We start from the raw sequence: 17,625 nt of genomic DNA on the forward strand, positions 1-17,625 counted from the left end.
ATGGCGCGACTCGCCCAGACCCACGGCCTCACCGATGTCCAGCAGGAGATCCTGGCCACCGTCCGCGACTTCGTGGACAAGGAGATCATCCCGGTCGCGACCGATCTGGAGCACCGCGACGAGTACCCCCAGCAGATCGTGGACGGGCTCAAGGAGCTCGGCGTCTTCGGCCTGATGATCCCCGAGGAGTACGGGGGCCTGGGCGAGTCGCTGCTCACCTACGCGCTGTGCGTGGAGGAGATCGCCCGCGGCTGGATGTCGGTCTCCGGCATCATCAACACCCACTTCATCGTGGCGTACATGCTCAAGCAGCACGGCACGCAGGAGCAGAAGGAGTACTTCCTCCCGCGCATGGCGGCCGGCGAGACGCGCGGCGCGTTCTCGATGTCGGAGCCGGCCCTCGGCTCGGACGTGTCGGCCATCACCTCGAAGGCCGTCAGGGACGGCGACGAGTACGTCCTCAACGGCCAGAAGATGTGGCTGACGAACGGCGGCACCTCGTCGCTGGTGGCCGTTCTGGTCCGGAGTGACGAAGGACACCCGGAGGGCACCGCCCCCCACAAGTCGATGACGACCTTCCTCGTGGAGAAGGAACCCGGCTTCGGAGAGGTCCGTCCGGGCCTCACCATCCCCGGGAAGATCGACAAGATGGGGTACAAGGGCGTCGACACGACCGAGCTGATCATGGACGGACTGCGTATTCCGGCCAATCGTGTGCTCGGCGGGGTCACGGGCCGGGGCTTCTACCAGATGATGGACGGCGTCGAGGTCGGACGCGTGAATGTGGCGGCGCGTGGCTGCGGCGTCGCTCAGCGTGCGTTCGAGCTGGGCGTTTCGTACGCCCAGCAGCGCCACACCTTCGGCAAGGCCATCGCCCAGCACCAGGCGATCCAGTTCAAACTGGCCGAAATGGCTACCAAGGTCGAGGCCGCCCATGCCATGATGGTGAACGCAGCACGCAAAAAGGACTCCGGTGAACGGAACGACCTCGAAGCGGGGATGGCGAAGTACCTCGCCTCCGAGTACTGCAAGGAGGTCGTCGAGGACGCCTTCCGCATTCACGGCGGATACGGCTTCTCGAAGGAGTACGAGATCGAGCGCCTCTACCGGGAGGCTCCGATGCTGCTCATCGGTGAAGGTACCGCCGAGATCCAGAAAATGATCATTGGTCGCCGGCTGCTGGAGGAGTACCGATTCCAGGGTTGATTGTCGCTTTTGAGCCGGTTCGGCCGCGAAGAAGATCACACCCCGTGTTCGTCTTCCGGCCGCCGACTCGGTTCCTGGCTTGCCCAGTTGCGCCCCGCAACCGATAGCATCGCCGGAAAGCCGCCGTCCCCGTTGCCAGTGCGGCATCATCCGCTACGAAGGTCATCCATGCCCCACAGCCAAACCTCTGCACACCGCGACAGCCTCAAGGGCGTACGCCTCGCGCGCGGAGCATCGCCGTGGCTCCTGCCGACCGTCGCCACCGCGGCGCTCAGCCTCGTGCGCGCGCGCGGGTCGAGGCGCGCCGCGGCCATCGCCGTGCCGACCACCGCGCTCGCGGCCGGCATGCTGTGGTTCTTCCGCGACCCCGAGCGCGAGATCGCTCAGGGCCGGGTCATCTCCCCCGCCGACGGTGTGGTGCAGAGCATCATGCCGTGGAAGGACGGACGCACCCGGGTCGCCATCTTCATGAGCCCGCTGAACGTCCACGTCAACCGCGCGCCGCTGGCCGGCACGGTGACGTCCGTGGAGCACATCCCCGGCGGGTTCGTCCCGGCGTTCAACAAGGAGAGCGAGAACAACGAGCGCGTTGTCTGGCACTTCGACACCGAGCTCGGCGACATCGAGATGGTACAGATCGCGGGCGCCGTCGCCCGTCGCATCGTGCCGTACGTCCCGCAGGGGACGAAGGTGGAGCAGGGCGACCGTATCGGCCTGATCCGCTTCGGCTCGCGCGTCGACATCTACCTCCCCGAGGGTGTCGAGGTCGCGGTCGAGGTCGGCCAGGTCACCACAGCGGGGGTGACTCGCATTGACCGTGATTGATCCCGAGACACAGTCGGCCGACTGGGCCGCCGACGCCGAGGCGCGGGCGGCCGAGGAGGCCGAGGAGATGCCGTTGTCGCTGAGGCTGTCCATAGCGGACGCCCTCACGCTCGGTAACGCCACGTGCGGTTTCATGGCCGTGTACTTCACCACCACGGGCATCCTCATCCCGCACCTCACCGGCAGCAACGAGACCGGCATGGCGCGCAACAGCGCCGCCACCGCCGTGATCCTGATGCTGTGCGCGGCGGTCTTCGACCTCTTCGACGGGCTGGTGGCGCGCAAGCTCCGCAGCTCCCCGATGGGCGCCGAGCTCGACAACCTGTCGGACCTGATCAGCTTCGGTCTCGCTCCGGCCTACTTCGTGCTCGTGTACGGCATGGTCGCGGACGACGCGCAGCAGAAGGTCTCGGCCGTGGCCGCGATCGTGGTGCTGCTCGCGGTGGTCCTCAGGCTCGCGAGATTCTCCTGCGTGACCATGAAGGACGGCATGTTCCAGGGCATGCCGAGCCCCTTCGGCGCGCTGACGGTCGTCTCGATCGTGCTGCTGGAGCTGCCCTTCATCCCGACGCTGCTCGCGATCATCGGGGTGGCGTGGCTGATGGTCAGCCGGGTCGAGTACCCGAAGCCCCGGGGCATCCTCGCGGTGGCGATGCTGAGCTGGATCGTCGGCGCGATGGCCATGCTGGCGGCCTGGGCGTTCGACGCGCCGGGCGGGGCGTTCCTGCTCCAGACCGGCTGCGCGCTCCAGGTCGTGCTGGGCGCCGTGATCCCCCTCTTCGCGACGGCCCGCCGGGTGAACACCTTCCGCGGCAACCGGCGCGAGAGCCGGGAGGCGCGGGCGGCGCAGCTGCCGTAGCGGACGGTACGCGTACGAAGGGCCCCGGGAGGCGATACGGCCTCCCGGGGCCCTTTCGCGTGCCCTAGCCGAGCCGCTTGTAGTACAGCGTGGTCGGGCGGAGGGCCCCGGCCGGGTCGGCGGCGTACTCCGGGACCGTCCCGGCGGCGGTCCAGCCCGCGCCCCGGTAGAGGCGCTCGGCCGGGCTGCCGGCCCGGGTGTCCAGGACGAGCAGGGTCAGGCCGGTGGCGGCGGCGTGCGCCTCGGCCGCGGCGAGCAGCCGCCGTCCGAGGCCCCGGCCCCGGGCGGAGCGGTGGACCAGGAGCCGGGCGATCTCGCCCCGGTGCCGGCCGTTGGCGGCGCCCGTACGGACGAGGGTGACGGCCCCGGTCGGACGCCCGGCCCCGTCCAGGGCCGCCCAGACGTCCCGTACGCCCTCCTCGGCCTCCCCGGCGGCCCCGAGCCACCAGGAGGCCGCTTCGGCGGCGTCCAGGGGCGCGAGGAAACCGACGGAGGCCCCGCCGTCCACGGCGTCCACGAGGAGGGCGGCGAGGCCGTCGGGGGCGTGGGCGCGGACGGCCTCGGGGGTGAGGAGCACGATGTCGTCCGTCACGAGCGGCTTCTCCAGGCAGAGGAGGTCCGGGCGGACGTCCCAGGAGGGGACGGTCTCGAAGCCGAGGCTCCGGCAGAGGGCCAGCGGCTCCCGTCGCCAGTTCCGGACCGTGAGGCGCACGGCGGGCGCTCCGAGGGCGGCGGCCCGGCGCAGGGCCTCGGCCACGAGGGCCCGCGCGAGGCCCTTCCGGCGCTCCCCCGGCTCGACCCAGAGGCGCTTGACCTCGGGCGCGCGCCCCTCGCGGGGAGCCTTCAGGACGACGCAGCCGACCGGACCGTCCCCGCCGGGCGGGGTGGCGAGCAGGACCGTGTCGGCGGCGAACGCGGCGGCCGGGTCCTCGGCCTCCCCCCGGTATACGGCCGGAAGCCCGGCGACCGCCGCCACGGGCGTCCCCTTCTCCGCCTGGTTGGCCAGGTGGTAGGCGCCCAGCAGGCCGGCGAGGTGCGGGTGGGAGCGGTTCTCCTCGATGAGCGGAGCGATGTACGGCTTCATGCGCCCGAGCTTCACACCCGTGTGTTTCCGGGAGATGACGGTCCTCCGGGAGGGGCTTCCGAGAGGGCTTACGGGGGCTTCTAGGGTGGTGTCCATGCGTGTACTGGTCGCGGGCGCCACGGGCGCCGTGGGTCGTCAGCTCGTGCCGCGCCTGGAGGCGGCGGGCCACGAGGTCGTGGGGATCTCCCGGCGCGGTCCGCGTCCGGTGGACGTGCTGGACGCGGAGGCGGTGCGGCGGGCGGTGGCCGGGGCGGCGCCGGACGCGGTGGTGCACCAGCTCACCGACCTGGGCGGGGCGGACGGGGCCGCGAACAACCGGGTCCGCGTCGAGGGCACCCGGAACCTGGTGGACGCGGCGCGGGAGGCCGGGGTCCGGCGGATCGTGGCGCAGTCGATCTCCTGGGCGTACGCGCCCGGGGACGCGCCCGCCGACGAGTCCGTGCCGCTCGACCCGACGGAGGAGCAGCCCCGGGCCCGGATCGTCGCCGGGGTGCGCGCCCTGGAGTCGGCGGTGGCCGAGCTGCCGGAGGCCGTGGTCCTGCGGTACGGGACCCTCTACGGGCCCGGCACCTGGTACGCGCCGGGCGGCGCCGTCGCCGCCGCGCTCGCCGGGGACCCGGGGGCCCGGTTCCTGGGGAGCACGGCGGCCGACGGTTCGGTCGGCTCCTTCGTGCACGTCGGGGACGCAGCCGAGGCGGCCGTACGGGCTCTGGAGTGGCCCCCGGGCGCGTACAACGTGGTGGACGACGAGCCCGCCCCCGGTCACGCCTGGCTGCCGGTCCTGGCGGAGGCCCTGGGCGTCCCGGCCCCGGAACGGACGGAGGGGCGGGTGCCGTGGGCCCGGGGCGCGGTGAACGCCCGGGCCCGTGCGCTCGGCTGGGCCCCGGCCCGCCCGTCCTGGCGGACGGGCTTCGCGGACCAGGACCGGTGACGGGCGCCCGCGGCGTGCGGGTCCTCGCCGCCTCCGGGGCGAAGGACCGCCGTGCGGGCGGCGTGCCCGCCGCGGGCGCTACGACAGGAAGTCGCGCGCGATGCGGGCCGCCGTGTCCTCCAGGAGCGGGCCCGCGTTCGCGATGCACTTCGCCGTGTCCGGTTCCAGGTCCGTGAGGGGGTAGGCGCGGCGGATGCCGGCCCGGCCGAGGGCTTCGGCGGGGAGGGCGAGGCGGCCGCAGACCGCGACGACGTCCTTGCCGGCCGCGCGGGCCGCCGCGGCGACGCCGGCCGGGGCCTTGCCGTGCAGGGTCTGTTCGTCGAGGGAGCCCTCGCCGGTGATGACGAGGTCGGCGCGCTCCAGGGCGGGGGGGAAGCCGAGGACCTCCAGCATCAGCTCGATGCCGGGGCGGAAGCTCGCGCCGAGGATGAGGGCGCCGTAGCCGATGCCGCCCGCGCCGCCCGCGCCGGGTGCCGCGGCGGCCTCGGCCGCCCGGGGGCCGACGGTCTTCTCCAGGACGGCGGCGAAGTGGGCGAGGGCCGCGTCCAGGGTCCGGACGTCGTCCGGGGTGGCGCCCTTCTGCGGGCCGTAGACGGCGGGGGCGCCCTTGGGTCCGGTGAGGGGGTTGTCGACGTCGCTCGCGAGGATCAGGTCGACCCCGGCGAAGCGGGGGTCGAGGCCGGTGAGGTCGGCCGTGGCCAGGTCCGCGAGGGCCGCGCCGCCGGGGCCGACGGGCTCGCCCGCCGCGTCGAGGAAGCGGGCGCCGAGCGCGGCGAGCATCCCGGCGCCGCCGTCGGTGGTGGCGCTGCCGCCGACGCCGAAGACGACGGTGGTCGCACCGGCGTCCAGGGCGGCGCGGAGCAGTTCGCCGGAACCGTGCGTGGTCGCGGTGAGCGGGGCGAACACGCCGGGCGGGAGGAGCTGGAGGCCGGACGCCTCCGCCATCTCGACGACGGCGGTGGTGCCGCGCAGCGCGAACGCGGCGGTGACCGGTTCGCCGAGCGGTCCCGTCACGGTCAGTTCACGGCGCTCGAACCCTGCGGCGACGGCCGCCGCGACGGTGCCGTCGCCGCCGTCCGCGACCGGCAGCGTCTCCACCACGAGGTCCGGGAGGACCCGCCGCAGACCCGCCGAGACCCGCCGCGCGACCTCCACCGCCGTGAGCGAACCCTTGAACTTGTCGGCCGCCACGAGCACGCGGGCGACCTCAGTTGCTGCTCCGTCCGTCACCTTGCATCCCTTGCTTTCGAACGTGCAGTCGCGCCGCCGCCGACCCTATCCGGACCGCCGGACGGCGTGCCACCCCCCGCCACACGGACATTCCGCACCATAGTGGGGTCGCATGAGCACGGAACCGAGCGAGCGCGCCCCGGCAGCCCCGGACGGGCGGCACGCGCCTGACGGCAAGGTCATCGGGATCGGGGTCACGGCCGTCGCCGCGGCCGTGGCCTGGGCGGCCCTGGGCGAGCACTCCTTCGACAGCGCCTCCTCCACGGCCCTGGACTGGGTCCTCTCCAACTTCGCCTGGCTGTTCGTGGTCGCGGCGGACGTCTTCCTGGTGCTGTGCGTGGTGCTGGCGCTGAGCCGGTTCGGCCGGATCAGGCTGGGTCCGGACGACTCCGAGCCCGAGTTCACGCACCTGGCGTGGATCGCGATGATGTTCAGCGCCGGCATGGGCATCGGCCTGATGTTCTACGGGGTCGGGGAGCCGCTCCAGCACTTCCTGGCCCCGCCACCGGCGAGCGGGGCCTCCGCCGGGACGGGCACGGCGGCCCTCAACGCCATGGAGTACTCGTTCTTCCACTGGACGCTCACCCCGTGGGCGATCTACGGCATCACGGGCCTCGCCCTGGCGTACGCGGGCTTCCGCAAGGGCCGGGGGAACCAGCTGAGTTCCGCCTTCGTGCCGCTGATGGGGGCGCGGCGGGCGGCCTCCTGGCCGGGCAAGGCGATCGATCTGCTCGCGGTGTTCGCGACCGTGTTCGGCACGGCGACGAGTCTGGGGCTCGGCGCCCTCCAGGTCGCCGAGGGACTGGACCTGACCATGGGCGTGGAGAACACGACGACCGTCCAGCTCGTCGTCATCGTGTCGCTGTCGGCGGCCTTCGTCCTGTCGGCCTTCTCCGGCCTCCACAAGGGCGTGAAGTGGCTCTCCACGCTGAACGTCGTCCTCGCGGCCTGTCTGATGCTCTTCGTCTTCCTGCTCGGGCCGACCGTCTACGTCCTGGACACCATCCCGGCCTCCGTCGGTGGCTACCTGCACCAGCTGCTGCCGATGGCGACCCGGACCGGGGCGTTCACCGACCCCGGCTGGCTGGGGAAGTGGACGATCTTCTACTGGGCGTGGTGGCTGTCCTGGGCGCCGTTCGTCGGCACGTTCATCGCCCGGATCTCGCGGGGCCGGACGGTCCGGGAGTTCCTGGTGGGCGTGCTGCTCGTGCCGTCGGGGGCGACGGTGGTGTGGTTCTGCGTGATGGGCGGCACGGCGATCCGGCTGGAGTCGACGGGCGCCGCCGACCTGGCGGCGACGGTGGCGGACGGGGCGGAGGCGTCGCTGTTCGGGATGCTGGAGGCGCTGCCGCTGGGCACGGTCACCTCGGTCCTGGCGATGGTCCTGGTGATGACGTACTTCATCACCAGCGCCGACTCGGCCTCCCTGGTGATGGGGTCGCTGACCAGCCGCGGCGCGCTCCATCCGCCGACCTGGCTGGTGGTGGTGTGGGGCGTCCTGATGGCCGCCGTGGCGGCGGTGCTGCTCGTGGTGGGCGGTCTGGACTCGCTCCAGACGGCGACGATCCTGGTGGCGCTGCCGTTCGTGGTGGCGATGCTGGTGCTCTGCTGGGCGCTCGTGAAGGAGCTGAGGGAGGACCCGGGGGCGGGTCCGGTCCGCCACCACGCCCTGCACGGGCTGCGGGACGCGGTGCGGTCCATGGTCGGCGAGGCGATGACCGAGCAGGGCGGCGACCGCCATCCCCGTCTGCGGCGCGCGGCGAGGGCGCGACGCGACGCGGAGCCCCCGGACCAGGAGGGCTGAGGCCCCGGCGGGGCGGGCCGTCCGGCCGGTCTCAGCCCTGCGGGGGCTCCGGAGGGACGATCTCGCCGGTGTGCCGCGGTTCGTCCCGGCCGGCGACCCGGGCCTCGGTGCGGTGCCCGCGGGCGATGTAGTCGCGGACGACCGCTTCGACGGCGTCCTGGGGGTTGCTGATCCCCGCGAGGACCATGACTTCCACGACGAGTTCGGCGTCGAGCGCGATGTTCACCTTGGCCATGCCGGGAACCTAACACCCCGGCCGGGCGGGGGCACCGGGTTCAGAAGAGGGCGTCGGGTTCCCCCGCGCCCGACTCCAGGGCGAGGAGCCGCCGCTTGCGGTCGAGGCCGCCGCCGTAGCCGGTGAGGCCGCCGCCGGTCCCGACCACCCGGTGGCAGGGGACGACGATGCCGACGGGGTTCCTGCCGTTGGCGAGGCCGACGGCACGGGAGGCGCCGGGACTCCCCAGCTCCTCGGCGAGTTCGCCGTACGTCCGGGTCTCCCCGTACGGGATGAGGCGCAGCCGCTCCCAGACGCGCAGCTGGAACGGGGTGCCGACGAGATGCAACGGCAGGTCGAACTCGGTGAGTTCGCCGGCGAAGTAGGCGTCGAGCTGGCGGATCGCCTCCCCGAAGGGGCGCGGGTCGGGCTCGCCGAAGGTCTCCTCGGGCGGGCGGTGGCGCTGGCCGGTCATGTGGACGCGGCTGAGGACCCCGTCGACGGCGACGAGGGTCAGCGGGTCGTACGGACTGTCCACGACGGTGTGCTGGACGGTGGGCACGGGCGCGGTCTCCTCAGGAGGGCAGGTGGTTGACCGGGTGGGTGTCGGTCGCCCAGAGGTACTGGACGGCGTAGGCGCGCCAGGGGCGCCAGCACGCGGCGCGGGCGGTCAGCGCGGCCGGGGTGGCGGGCAGGCCGAGGCGTTCGGCGGCGCGGCGGACGCCGAGGTCGCCGGGGAGGAAGGCGTCGGGGTCGCCGAGGGCCCGCATGGCGATGAGTTCGGTGGTCCAGGGGCCGAAGCCGGGCAGGGCGAGCAGCCGGGCGCGGACCTCCTCGCGGTCGTCGGCGGGGCCGAGGGGGAGCGTGCCGTCCGCGAGGGCCCGGACCAGGGTCAGGAGGGTGGTGCGGCGGCTGCGGGGCAGGGCGAGGTCGGCGGGGTCGAGGGCGGCGAGCGCCCCGGGTTCCGGGAAGAGGTGGGTGAGGCCGCCCTCGGGGTCGTCGACCGGGACGCCGTGCGCGGCGACGAGCCGGGCGGCGTGGGTGCGGGCGGCGGCGGTGGAGACCTGCTGGCCGAGGACGGCGCGTACGGCGAACTCGGCGGGGTCGACGGAGCCGGGCACCCGGCGGCCGGGCGCGGCGTCCACGAGCGGGGCGAGCAGCGGGTCGGCGCGCAGCCGCTCGTCCACGGCGACGGGGTCGGCGTCGAGGTCGAGGAGCCTGCGGCAGCGGCTGATCGCGTGGGTGAGGTCGCGCGGGTCGGTGAGGGAGAGGCGGCAGGCGATGTGGTCGGCGCGGGGGGCGAGGGCGACGGTGCCGTGCCCGTGCGGGAGGCCGAGGGTGCGGCGGTAGGCGTCGTCCCGCCACTCCTCGACGCCGGGGACGGCGGTCGCCGCGAGGTGGCCGAAGACGTTGGAGGGTTCGAAGGGCGCGCGGAACGGCAGCCGGAGGCAGATCGCTCCGGGGGCGGGCGACCGGGGCGCGGCCGGACGGGCGGCCCGGGCGCGCAGTGCGCCGGGGGTGAGGGCGAAGACCTCGCGGACGGTGTCGTTGAAGGCGCGGACGGAGGAGAACCCGGCGGCGAAGGCGATCTCGCCCAGGCGCATCGGGGTCGTCTCGATGAGCACCCGCGCGGTCTGGGCGCGCTGGGCGCGGGCCAGGGCGAGGGGGCCGGCGCCCAGCTCGGCGAGGAGCTGGCGTTCGATCTGGCGGGTGGACCAGCCGAGCCGCCGGGCGAGGCCGGGGACGCCCTCCCGGTCGACGACGCCGTCCTGGATGAGCCGCATCGCGCGGGCGACGGCGTCGGCCCGGACGTTCCATTCGGGCGAACCGGGGCTGGTGTCGGGCCGGCACCGCTTGCAGGCCCGGAAGCCGGCGCGCTGGCAGGAGGCGGCGCTGGGGTGGAACTCCATGTTCTCGGCCTTGGGCGGGGCGGCCGGGCAGCTCGGCCGGCAGTAGATCCGGGTGGTGCGGACGGCCGTGAAGAACACGCCGTCGAAGCGGGCGTCCTTCGACCGGACGGCCCGCACGCAGCGCTCGGTGTCGGTGTGCATGTCTCCATGGTCGGGGACGGACGGCGCCGGAGCTGGCGGAAAAACGACATGGCCGTCCGGCCCCGGAGCCCGCTACTCGAAGCGGGCGGTGTCCCCCGCCCCCCGGCGGACGATCTCGGGCTCGCCGCCGGAGAAGTCCACGACGGTGGTGGGCTCGGTGCCGCAGTCGCCGGAGTCGAGGACCGCGTCGACCTGGTGGTCGAGCCGTTCCTTGATCTCCCAGCCCTGGGTCAGCGGCTCGGCCTCGTCGGGCAGGAGCAGGGTGCTGGAGAGCATCGGCTCGCCGAGTTCGGCCAGGAGCGCCTGGGTGGCGACGTGGTCGGGGATGCGGACGCCGACCGTCTTCTTCTTGGGGTGGAGGAGCTGGCGCGGCACCTCCTTGGTGGCGGGCAGGATGAAGGTGTACGGGCCGGGGGTGGCCGCCTTGACGGCGCGGAACACGTCGTTGTCGATGTGCACGAGCTGGCCCAGCTGGGCGAAGTCCCGGCACATCAGGGTGAAGTGGTGCCGGTCGTCCAGGTCGCGGATCGCCCGGATGCGGCTGATGCCGTCGCGGCTGCCCATGCGGGTGCCGAGCGCGTAGCAGGAGTCGGTCGGGTACGCGACGAGCGCCCCGTTCCGGATGCTGTCGGCCACCGCCGCGATGGTGCGCGGCTGCGGGTTGTCGGGGTGCACGTCGAAGTACTTGGCCATGGGGCCAGTCTAATTTTCGCGGGCGGGGGCGCGCAGCCGCCGCCAGACCGCCTTCGCCGCGTTGTGGCCGGACATGCCGTGCACGCCGGGGCCGGGCGGGGTGGCGGAGGAGCAGAGGAAGACCGCGGGGTGGGGGGTGTCGTAGGGGCGCGGGGAGAGGGTGGGGCGCAGCAGGAGCTGGAGGCCGCGGGCGGCGCCGCAGGCGATGTCGCCGCCGACGTAGTTGGCGTTGCGGGCGGCGAGCTCGGGCGGGCCGGCGGTGGCGCGGGCCAGGACGCGGTCGCGGAAGCCGGGGGCGAAGCGCTCGATCTGGCGTTCGATCGCCTCGGTGAGGTCGCCGCGCCAGCCGTTGGGCACGTGGCCGTACGCCCAGAAGACGTGCTTGCCCCCGGGCGCGCGCGAGGGATCGACGAGGCTGGGCTGCGCGGTGATGAGGAAGGGCACGTCGGGGGCGGTGCCGGAGGACGCCCGGTTCAGGGCGGTGCCGATCTCCCCGGCGGTGGGGCCGATCTGGACGGTGCCGGCGCGGCGGGGCTCCTCGGCGGTCCACGGCACGGGGCCGTCCAGGGCGTAGTCGATCTTGAAGGCGGCGGCGCCGTACGCGTAGCGGTCGTAGTGGCCGCCGAATCCGGCGATCCGGGCGAGGGCGGTGGGCGAGGTGTCGAAGACGTAGGCGCGGGCCGGCGGCAGGTCGTCGAGGCGCTTGACCTCGTAGTCGGTGTGGACGGCGCCGCCGAGGTCCCGGAGGTACGCGGTGAGGGCGTCGGAGAGGGACTGCGAACCGCCCCGGGGCAGCGGCCAGCCGCCGGCGTGGGCGGCGAGCGCGAAGACGAGGCCGACGGCGCCGGTCGCGAAGCCGCCGAGGGGGGCCATGACGTGGCCGACGAGCCCGGCGAAGAGCGCGCGGGCCTTCTCGTCCCGGAAGCGGCGCACGAGCCAGGTGGAGGGCGGCAGCCCGGCGAGGCCGAAGCGGGCGAGGGTGACCGGGTCGCGGGGCAGCGCGGTGAGCGGGAGCTGCATGAAGTCCGCCGCCAGGGTGTCCCACTTGCCGCGGAAGGGGGCGACGAGCCGCCGGTACGCCCCGGCGTCGCGCGGACCGAGGGAGGCGGCGGTCTCGGCGACGGAGCGGGCGAGGACGACGGAGGTGCCGTCGTCCCACGGATGGGCCATGGGCAGCTCCGGATGGAGCCACTCCAGTCCGTACCGGTCGAGGGGCATCGTCCTGAAGACGGGCGAGCCGGCGCCGAGGGGGTGCACGGCGGAACAGGGATCGTGCCGGAAGCCGGGAAGGGTCAGCTCCTCGGTCCTGGCGCCGCCGCCCACGGTGGACCTGGCCTCGAAGACGGCCACGGAGAAGCCGCGGCGGGCCAGTTCCACGGCGGCGGTCAGACCGTTGGGACCCGCCCCCACGACGGCGGCGTCGAGCATCGGTGTCCTGTGCGTCACCCGCGGGCTCCTTCGTCAGCCGGTGGCCGGTGCTCCCAGGATAGGGGGCGGAGCGCGCCCCCCGTCCGCGCCCGTGCGGCCCGTGGGGGTTCGAGGCGTACGGCGGCGGGGCAGGGAACCAGGACCGGGTCCGAGGGGGACCCGGACCGTTCTCGGGGGAGGTGGGGCGGCGGTGACGGTCCTGCGTCAGGAGCGCCGGTCTCTGGTGACGTACGCCTTCTGGCTGGCGTGCGCGGCGGCTCTGCTCGTCGGATTCGGGATGGCCTGGTTCGACGACGGCCTGACCACGCGCGCGGTGCTGTCCGCCGTCGGGCTCAATCTGGTCGCGAGCGTCATCTTCGCCGTGATCTTCTCCCTGCTGAGCCAGCGCGTGCAGGAGCGGAGCCTGGACCAGACCCTCAAGGAGGGGCTCGACCGCTTCTCCGTCAGCCTCACCGACGAACTCGCCAAGGGGCGCAGGGAATTCCTCCCCACCGCCGTCTACCCGCCGGTCGACCCGGCCCGGGCCGGCTTCGGCGACCAGTTCAACATCGACATGACGAACAGCCTGGAGCGCACCGGCTTCTACGCGTTCCGCGGACCGAGCGCGCGGTACGTGGCGGCCCGGCTCCGCCGCGCGCGCCGCGACCCGCACCAGGTGACGGTGGCCATGCTCAGCCCCGGCGACTCCCGCGCCATCGCCCGGCGCGCGGCGGACCGGCGCCACTGGGCGTCGTCGGCCGGGCAGACGGCGGAGCAGCTGGAGGAGGCGCTGCGGCTCGAACTCGTCCAGAGCGTCGTCTCGCTCTTCGACTACCGTCGCTACTGCCCCGTCAACCTGCTGTACACCGAGGACTCCTCCGTCTACCGGTACGAGATGTTCGACGACTCCGTCTACATCTCCTGGTACCACAGCGACAGTTCCGAGGCGAAGGAGATGCCCGAGAGCCTGCGGTTCGACAAGGAGTCCTTCATGTACCGGGTCTTCAAGCTGGACCTGGCGCGCGGCCTGGACATCTGGTCCCGCCGGGTGACCTTCACGGCCACGGACGACGACGAGGATCTCAAGCGGCACCTGGCCGGTGTCATCGGGCGGCCCGTCGACGACTCCGACCTCGCGCGGTGGCGCGCCGACCACGAGAGGTACGTCGAGGCCTTCGTGCGCTACCTGGACGGCCTCTACGCGAGGCACGTCGACGGGACGCGGCCGTGAGCGGCCCGGGGCGGGCGGAGGGCTCCGCGGCCCGCATCGCCGGACGCCTGGACGAGCTGCTGGCGGCCGGGCGGGACGGGACGGCCGCGCTCGTCGGACCGCTCGCCGACGCCCTGCTGCTCGGCCTGGCGGAGGGCCGCTTCACGGTGCCGGCCGTACGCCACCCGCTGGGTTTCCTCTACGCGCCGCTGCGCCGCGGGCCCGGGGCGGCGCTGCGGCTCCACCTCTGGCCCGCCCGGCCGCACTGGCGCACCCTGACCACCTCGCCGTACCACATGCACGCCTGGGACCTCGTCAGCTACGTCCACCTCGGCACCGTGCGCAACACGACGGTCGAGGTGGCCCCGTGCCCCGGGGACGAGGGGTTCCGGCTCTTCGACGTCCGGGGCGAGGGGAACGAGGACCGTCTCACGCCCTCGTCGCGGACGGTGCGGATCTCCGGCCGGTCCGACGAGACGCTGCCCGCCGGGTCGTTCTACCGGCTGGGGGCCGGCGTCTTCCACACCACCGCGGTGACGGGGCCGGGGGGCGCCGTCACCCTCGCCCGGGTGACCCCGGTCCCCGGTGCCGGGGAGCGGGTCCTCGGCCCCCGGGAGCTGGGAGGCCACCGTACGATCCGGACGCCCGGCTCCCCGGAGGAGGTGGCGCGGACCGCCCGGCACCTCCTCGCGGACCGGGAGGGCGCGGACGCCCCGCGCACCCCCCTCGACTGACGTCGTGCGCCGGGGCGCCGGGTCGGGACCGGCCGCCGCCGAAGACGCGGTCACCCGCCACCCGGGCCCGCCCGCCCCTCGGAGGGGGCCCCGGTGCGGTACTAGAGTGCGATGCGAAGTACGCACAGGTATGTCCGAGTGCCGGGTCCGGGAGACCCGGGGTCCCGGTCCCCTGCCGGAAGGGAACGAAACGGTGCACGGTGAGTACAAGGCGCCCGGCGGCAAGCTCGTCGTCGTCGACCTGGACGTGGAGGAGGGGGCGCTCCGCGACGTGCGGGTGGCCGGGGACTTCTTCCTGGAGCCCGACGAGGCGATCCTGGCGATCAACGGCGCCCTGGAGGGCGCCCCTTCCGCCACGGACGCCACGGGCCTGGCGGACCGGATCATCGCGGCGCTGCCCGAGTCGACCGTGATGTTCGGGCTGACCGCGGAAGGGATCGGCATCGCCGTCCGGCGGGCCCTGGCCCACGCGACCGAGTGGAGCGACTACGACTGGCAGCTGGTGCACGCGGGACCTCAGGCCCCCGCCCTGCACATGGCACTGGACGAGGTGCTCACCGCCGAAGTCGCCGCCGGACGGCGCGCCCCCACCCTGCGGGTCTGGGAATGGGCCTCGCCCGCGGTGATCATCGGCAGTTTCCAGTCGCTGCGGAACGAGGTGGACCCCGAAGGGGCCGCGAGGCACGGGATGACCGTGGTGCGCCGCATCTCCGGGGGCGGGGCCATGTTCGTGGAGCCGATGAGCACCATCACCTACTCCTTGTCCGTACCGGAGTCCCTGGTGTCGGGGCTCTCCTTCGCCGACAGCTACGCCTACCTCGACGACTGGGTCCTGGGCGCGCTCGGCGACATGGGGATCAAGGCGTGGTACCAGCCGCTCAACGACATCGCCACCGAGGCCGGGAAGATCGCGGGCGCCGCCCAGAAGCGGGTGGTCGGCCCGGACGGCGGGCCGGGGGCCGTCCTGCACCACGTGACCATGTCGTACGACATCGACGCCGACAAGATGCTGGAGGTCCTGCGCATCGGCCGGGAGAAGATGTCCGACAAGGGCACGAGGAGCGCCAAGAAGCGCGTGGACCCGCTCCGGCGCCAGACCGGCCTCCCCCGGGAGCGGGTGATCGAGAACATGATCGCCTCCTTCCGCGACCGCTACGGCCTGACCGCCGGGGAGGTCACGGAGGAGGAGCTGGCCCGGGCGGAGGAGCTGGTGCGGACGAAGTTCGCCACCGAGGAGTGGACCGCGCGCGTGCCGTAGCCGCCCGTCCCGGACCCCCGCCCGCGCACCGCCCCCGCTCCGTCGGCTCCGCGCCCGCGCGCCACCCGCGCCCTCCGCGCCCTCCCGTCGAACGCCAGTCCGGGGCCGGGCCGGGGTGACCGGGTCCCGTCCGGTTCGTTGATGCCGACGCAGGCCGGAAAGCACGCGGAGGAAACGTCTCTGCACGCCGTCGGCCCCGGCAGGGTGACGCCGACGGATCGGAGGTCCCATGGGACGGACGCGGAAGCTCGTGGCCTCGGTCGCGGGCGCGGTGATGGGCATGAGCGTGCTCGGGCCCGCGCCGGCGCACGCGGTCGTCGGAGGACAGGAGGCCGGGCCGCACCAGTACCCGTTCATGGCGGGGCTCGTGGACCTGGCCGAGCGGCGGGTGATGTGCGGCGGGGCGCTGATCGGCGACCGGTACGTCCTGACCGCCGCGCACTGCCTGACGGGCGCGTACGGCAGCACCGCGCGGGTGGGCGTGCTCCTCGGGGACCACGACCTGACGAGCGGGGACGACAGTCCGCACGCGGTGCTCGCGGCCCCGGACCGGTTCCTGACGCACCCGGGGTACGACCCGGAGACCCAGCGGAACGACATCGCCCTCGTCCGGCTGGCCGAGCCGGTGGTGTTCGACCGGGACGTGCGCCCGGTCGCCCTGCCCTCGCCCTATGCCCACGGCACCTTCGACCACACGCGGGTCGAGGCGCCGGGGTGGGGCGCCACCTCGTCCGGCGGACGCGCCTCCCCCGTCCTGCGGACCGTCACCCTCGACACCATGGACAACGCGGCCTGCGAGGCCAGGGGCGTCGCCCGGGTGACGCCCGCCCAGCTCTGCACGTACTCCCCCGGGCGGGACACCTGCCAGTACGACTCCGGCGGCCCCCTGGTCCGTACGGTGGCGCGGAAGCCGTACCTGGTCGGCCTGGTCTCCTACGGGTGGGGGTGCGCCACCGACACCCCCGCCGTGAACACCCGCGTCCGGTCGCACCTCGGCTGGATCGGACGGATGACCGGGGAACGGCCGTCGCGCGCCTCCTGAGGACGGGGTGCGGAGGAGGTCAGGAGTTGAGCGCGGGGATGACCTCCGTGCCGTAGGCGTCGATGGTGCCCTCGCGGTGGTCGTGCATGGCGTAGACGGCGAACTGGTCCACGCCGAGGTCCTTGAGGCGGCGGAGCTTGTCGATGTGGGCTCCGGCCGGGCCGAGGAGGCAGAAGCGGTCGACGATCCCGTCGGGGACGAAGGCGGTGTCGGGGTTGTCGGCGCGGCCGTGGTGGGAGTAGTCGTAGCCGTGCCGGTCCTTGATGTAGGCCGTCAGCTCCTCGGGGACCATCGAGGAGTGCTCGCCGTACTTGGCGACCAGGTCCGCGACGTGGTTGCCGACCATGCCGCCGAACCAGCGGCACTGGTCCCGGGCGTGGGCCAATGCCTCCGGGGAGTCGTCGGCCGTGACGTAGGCAGGGGCGGCGACGCAGATGGTGAGGGCGTCGGGGTCGCGGCCCGCGTCGGTGGCCGCCTGCCGGACGGCCTTGACCATCCACTCGGTCAGGAACGGGTCGGCGAGCTGGAGGATGAAGCCGTCGGCCTTCTGCCCGGCCAGGGCGAGGGCCTTGGGGCCGTACGCCGCCATCCAGACGGGGAGCTTGCCGTTCTTGATCCAGGGGATGCGGATCGGGTTGCCGTCCACGGTCGCCTCGCGGCCCTCCGCCAGGTCGCGGATGACCTCGATGGCCTCGCCGAGCCGGGCGAGGGTGTTGGGCCTGCGGCCGGCGACGCGCATCGCGGAGTCGCCGCGGCCGATGCCGCAGACGGTCCGGTTGCCGAACATGTCGTTGAGGGTGGCGAAGGTGGAGGCCGTCACCTCCCACGTCCGCGTCCCCGGGTTGGTGACCATCGGGCCCACACGGAGCTTGGTGGTGTGCTCCAGGATCTGGCTGTAGATGACGAACGGCTCCTGCCACAGCACGGCGGAGTCGAAGGTCCAGCCGTAGCGGAAGCCGTTGCGCTCCGCCCGGCGCATCAGGCCGACCACCTGCGAGGCGGGCGGGTCGGTCTGCAGGACGAGTCCGAAGTCCACTGCGGTGGCCTCCCGGTTCGAGTCGGTGGGACGGGACCCCG

General features: G+C 73.8%; 17 protein-coding genes and 1 pseudogene. 9 read left to right on the forward strand and 9 right to left on the reverse strand.

Going from position 1 to position 17,625, the window contains the following annotated elements; all coding sequences use genetic code 11:
- The 3 genes from ACZ6AQ_RS24270 (at position 1) to pssA (ending at position 2,890) form a co-directional block, all read left to right on the forward strand.
- Positions 1-1,206 (forward strand): acyl-CoA dehydrogenase family protein, encoded by a 1,206-nt coding sequence (locus ACZ6AQ_RS24270; RefSeq protein WP_468762329.1) that lies wholly within the window; start codon positions 1-3, stop codon positions 1,204-1,206.
- Between the two features lie 168 nt (positions 1,207-1,374).
- Positions 1,375-2,031: a phosphatidylserine decarboxylase gene (locus ACZ6AQ_RS24275; protein WP_388695929.1), complete on the forward strand. Its 657-nt coding sequence runs from the start codon at positions 1,375-1,377 to the stop codon at positions 2,029-2,031.
- Positions 2,024-2,890 (forward strand): CDP-diacylglycerol--serine O-phosphatidyltransferase, encoded by an 867-nt coding sequence (gene pssA, locus ACZ6AQ_RS24280; protein WP_388695932.1) that lies wholly within the window; start codon positions 2,024-2,026, stop codon positions 2,888-2,890. Before ACZ6AQ_RS24275 ends, pssA begins: the two co-directional genes overlap by 8 nt.
- Positions 2,891-2,954: 64 nt before the next feature.
- On the opposite strand, the gene ACZ6AQ_RS24285 is transcribed toward pssA, so the two are convergent.
- Together ACZ6AQ_RS24285 and ACZ6AQ_RS24290 are read right to left on the reverse strand one after the other, a co-directional pair.
- A complete protein-coding gene (locus tag ACZ6AQ_RS24285) occupies positions 2,955-3,482 on the reverse strand; it encodes a GNAT family N-acetyltransferase (RefSeq protein ID WP_468762331.1) in 528 nt (175 codons plus the stop codon).
- Positions 3,483-3,548: 66 nt separating this feature from the next.
- A pseudogene (locus ACZ6AQ_RS24290) lies at positions 3,549-4,070 on the reverse strand (GNAT family N-acetyltransferase); the annotation flags it as partial.
- Between ACZ6AQ_RS24290 and ACZ6AQ_RS24295 the strand changes: the two are divergent.
- Positions 4,069-4,905, forward strand: a complete 837-nt coding sequence (locus ACZ6AQ_RS24295) for an NAD-dependent epimerase/dehydratase family protein (protein ID WP_468762220.1) — start codon at positions 4,069-4,071, stop codon at positions 4,903-4,905. The pseudogene ACZ6AQ_RS24290 and the gene ACZ6AQ_RS24295 sit on opposite strands and share 2 nt — an antisense overlap.
- Positions 4,906-4,983: 78 nt before the next feature.
- Here ACZ6AQ_RS24295 and ACZ6AQ_RS24300 read toward each other — a convergent pair whose 3' ends face one another.
- Complete coding sequence (locus ACZ6AQ_RS24300) at positions 4,984-6,135, reverse strand: glycerate kinase (protein ID WP_468762222.1); 1,152 nt, start codon at positions 6,133-6,135, stop codon at positions 4,984-4,986.
- A gap of 112 nt (positions 6,136-6,247) precedes the next feature.
- Between ACZ6AQ_RS24300 and ACZ6AQ_RS24305 the strand changes: the two genes are divergently transcribed.
- The gene (locus ACZ6AQ_RS24305; protein ID WP_468762224.1) at positions 6,248-7,939 is read left to right on the forward strand and encodes a BCCT family transporter; all 1,692 of its coding nucleotides are present in this window, start codon (positions 6,248-6,250) and stop codon (positions 7,937-7,939) included.
- Positions 7,940-7,970: 31 nt separating this feature from the next.
- On the opposite strand, the gene ACZ6AQ_RS24310 is transcribed toward ACZ6AQ_RS24305, so the two are convergent.
- The 5 genes from ACZ6AQ_RS24310 to ACZ6AQ_RS24330 form a co-directional block, all read right to left on the reverse strand.
- Positions 7,971-8,174 (reverse strand): type II toxin-antitoxin system VapB family antitoxin, encoded by a 204-nt coding sequence (locus ACZ6AQ_RS24310; RefSeq protein WP_468762226.1) that lies wholly within the window; start codon positions 8,172-8,174, stop codon positions 7,971-7,973.
- A 40-nt stretch (positions 8,175-8,214) separates the two neighbouring features.
- Complete coding sequence (locus tag ACZ6AQ_RS24315) at positions 8,215-8,715, reverse strand: methylated-DNA--[protein]-cysteine S-methyltransferase (RefSeq protein WP_468762228.1); 501 nt, start codon at positions 8,713-8,715, stop codon at positions 8,215-8,217.
- A gap of 13 nt (positions 8,716-8,728) precedes the next feature.
- On the reverse strand, positions 8,729-10,204 hold the full coding sequence (locus ACZ6AQ_RS24320) for an AlkA N-terminal domain-containing protein (RefSeq protein ID WP_468762230.1): 1,476 nt from the start codon (positions 10,202-10,204) through the stop codon (positions 8,729-8,731).
- A gap of 72 nt (positions 10,205-10,276) precedes the next feature.
- Positions 10,277-10,897 (reverse strand): L-threonylcarbamoyladenylate synthase, encoded by a 621-nt coding sequence (locus ACZ6AQ_RS24325; RefSeq protein WP_388695947.1) that lies wholly within the window; start codon positions 10,895-10,897, stop codon positions 10,277-10,279.
- 9 nt (positions 10,898-10,906) lie between these two features.
- Positions 10,907-12,325 (reverse strand): phytoene desaturase family protein, encoded by a 1,419-nt coding sequence (locus ACZ6AQ_RS24330; RefSeq protein ID WP_468762333.1) that lies wholly within the window; start codon positions 12,323-12,325, stop codon positions 10,907-10,909.
- A 190-nt stretch (positions 12,326-12,515) separates the two neighbouring features.
- Between ACZ6AQ_RS24330 and ACZ6AQ_RS24335 the strand changes: the two genes are divergently transcribed.
- From ACZ6AQ_RS24335 to ACZ6AQ_RS24350, 4 genes are all read left to right on the forward strand, one after another.
- Entirely contained in the window at positions 12,516-13,535 is a 1,020-nt protein-coding gene (locus ACZ6AQ_RS24335) for a hypothetical protein (protein WP_468762232.1), read from the forward strand.
- Positions 13,532-14,248, forward strand: coding sequence for a hypothetical protein (locus tag ACZ6AQ_RS24340; protein WP_468762234.1), 717 nt, complete (start codon positions 13,532-13,534; stop codon positions 14,246-14,248). The genes ACZ6AQ_RS24335 and ACZ6AQ_RS24340 overlap by 4 nt, the downstream gene beginning before the upstream one ends.
- Positions 14,249-14,441: 193 nt before the next feature.
- Positions 14,442-15,506 (forward strand): lipoate--protein ligase family protein, encoded by a 1,065-nt coding sequence (locus ACZ6AQ_RS24345; RefSeq protein WP_468762236.1) that lies wholly within the window; start codon positions 14,442-14,444, stop codon positions 15,504-15,506.
- A gap of 229 nt (positions 15,507-15,735) precedes the next feature.
- On the forward strand, positions 15,736-16,548 hold the full coding sequence (locus tag ACZ6AQ_RS24350; protein WP_468762238.1) for a serine protease: 813 nt from the start codon (positions 15,736-15,738) through the stop codon (positions 16,546-16,548).
- 19 nt (positions 16,549-16,567) lie between these two features.
- On the opposite strand, the gene ACZ6AQ_RS24355 is transcribed toward ACZ6AQ_RS24350, so the two are convergent.
- A complete protein-coding gene (locus tag ACZ6AQ_RS24355; RefSeq protein ID WP_468762240.1) occupies positions 16,568-17,584 on the reverse strand; it encodes a TIGR03842 family LLM class F420-dependent oxidoreductase in 1,017 nt (338 codons plus the stop codon).
- Positions 17,585-17,625 lie beyond the last annotated feature (41 nt).

The organism is Streptomyces sp. NPDC041191 (genome assembly GCF_055591945.1).